Origin of the sequence: Teichococcus wenyumeiae (genome assembly GCF_003696345.1) — a bacterium.
GTDB lineage: Bacteria > Pseudomonadota > Alphaproteobacteria > Acetobacterales > Acetobacteraceae > Pseudoroseomonas > Pseudoroseomonas wenyumeiae.
The window spans coordinates 1-2,040 of record NZ_RFLX01000127.1; the positions used below are offsets into that span (position 1 = coordinate 1).

General features: G+C 64.8%; 1 protein-coding gene. It reads right to left on the reverse strand.

All coding sequences use genetic code 11. The features are described 5' to 3' along the window. Positions 1–45: 45 nt before the first annotated feature. Positions 46–2,040 (reverse strand): AsmA family protein (locus tag EBE87_RS28140; RefSeq protein WP_120641226.1); only part of this gene is annotated, 1,995 nt, incomplete at its 5' end.

The window sequence follows — 2,040 nt, forward strand, 5'->3', positions numbered from 1 at the left end:
CAACTGCTGCAAAGCCAGTCGGGTTGATCGACGAGGATCAGCTCTCTAATTGCGCCTTGCTCGACGAACCAGCCTTTCACAGCGCGGATCCTCCCCGATTCCCATTTGGATCGTCGGCAGTGCGGAGAAGAAATCAACAATGGCGCCGCCCGTTCCTCCCGAGCGAGCAGGCGCGGCGTTCGGTGACTTGAGGCTTCCGCTAATCAGGAGTGAGGTGGGCAGGACGCCGATCGTCAGACGCTTTGATTCCGTCCGCAGGCGGATCTGCACACGTTCACGCTTCAGGTCCACGGTGCCCTGGCCCTGTGTCACCGCGTCCTCCGTCTCGAGCAGCAATGCCCGGGTGGACAGCGTGCCACGCCGCAACTCCATATCTGCCAAAAAGCACTCGACCCGTGTGCGCTGCTCACCGCCCAGGGTGGTGAGCAAGGCGCTGCCAAGGCGTAGGCCTGCCAGGTCCACCAGGAGCTTGCTCAGGTCGCCATCCACCATGGAGAGGGTCAATCCGCCATCTCCGTTCCCCAGGATCTCCGCCAGCGAACGGCCAGTGCCTTCGACACGAGCCGCCCCGCTCAGCACCCCTTTGCCCTGATGACGGCCTGTCGCCAGCATGAGCCGCGCAAGGTCTAGACGATCGAAGCGGATGGTCCCCCGCCCCCTCACCACCTCCTCCGCTTCAAGCAACAGCTGGATGTCGCCGCTGATCCGCCCCTTCCCGACTTTGAAGCTCAGGGGGCGCAGGGCGACGGCGCCGTCCACAATTTCCAGGCGCATGGTCAGATCGTCGAACGGCGTGGAGCGCCCCTTGATGCTCTCGGCCCGGTAGACGAGGTCCGTATCGGCCCTTCTCAGCCGCTGCATGTCGATTGGCCGTCTTGGCAGCACCCGGGAGCTTGACCGTTCCGCCTGGCTGACCTGCTCAGCCCGCTCTTGCTGCTCCGGGGTCTGACCAGGTGTGCCGGGCGGGCCCGGCTCACCAGTGATCAGGCTGGCGATGTCACGGAGATCGGCACTGCGGGACGAGAGATCGGCCGTAATCAACGGCCGTTCGCGCCCGCTGACGACCGTCAGCGTACCCTGGACGTCGCTCTTCCCCATTCGCCCGGTAATGCCGTCGAACTGGAACCGATTCTCCAGATAGTTCAGCGTCCCACGGAGATCATAGGGGGGAGTGTGCGACAAGCTAACCCCTATGAGCCGGTTCAACAGCGCCATGTCCGGGCCGCTGATGGAGAGATCGAGGGCGGCAGAACGAGGCTTCAGGGGCTGTTGCACAAGGCCCTTTGCCGAGGCCTGTGTGCGCCCGTTCGTGAGGTCCAGCTCAAACGACCAGGAGGCCGACGGCTCGTACCGGTCCCGGCCACCGCCTGCCAGAAGGGTGGCGAGGGTGGGCTCGCCGGCGTAGGTGCCGCGCGCCTCGGCACGGATCGCGTTCGGCCCTAGATCCGAACCATCAACGGTTTCAGTCTTAAGCTCGAGCTCTGCTTGAAGGTCAGCAAGCGAGACCCGCGCTTGGCCATCCTGAATACGAAGGGGACCGATCTTCGAACCGGCCAGATTGTCGAGCAGGCCGGTGCCAAACTCCGAACCGTAGTTCTTGCGGCCATCCGGCAAGGCGACAAGGCGGAGCACCGGCCGGGTCAGCTCGATGGAAGGGATGACGATCTCCCTCCGTCGTACATAAGCGCCGATCCCCCACTGCACTTCGAGCTGGCTGAGACGGAGCAGCGGCTCCTCCCGGGTTGGAAAGCCTGGCGGATTTCCGATTGATACGTCTTCCGCAGTGATCGTCAGCGGGCTCACCGGGCGAAGGACGATCCGGCCGATGGCGACCGGCCGCCCGAGGACGGCTGAGGCCTGCCGCGCAACGAGAGGCCCCAGCCAGAGCGGGGAGGACAGGGTGGCGGCCGTGAGAAGGCAAGCCGAGGCGATGCCAGCCCAGAGCAGCCATCGTAGGATGTGCGGTCCGGTCATGCCATCCAACTCGCCCGATCGGCGCTGTCGCTCTGCAAACGGCAAGAGTGGAAGAAGCGCGCTAGT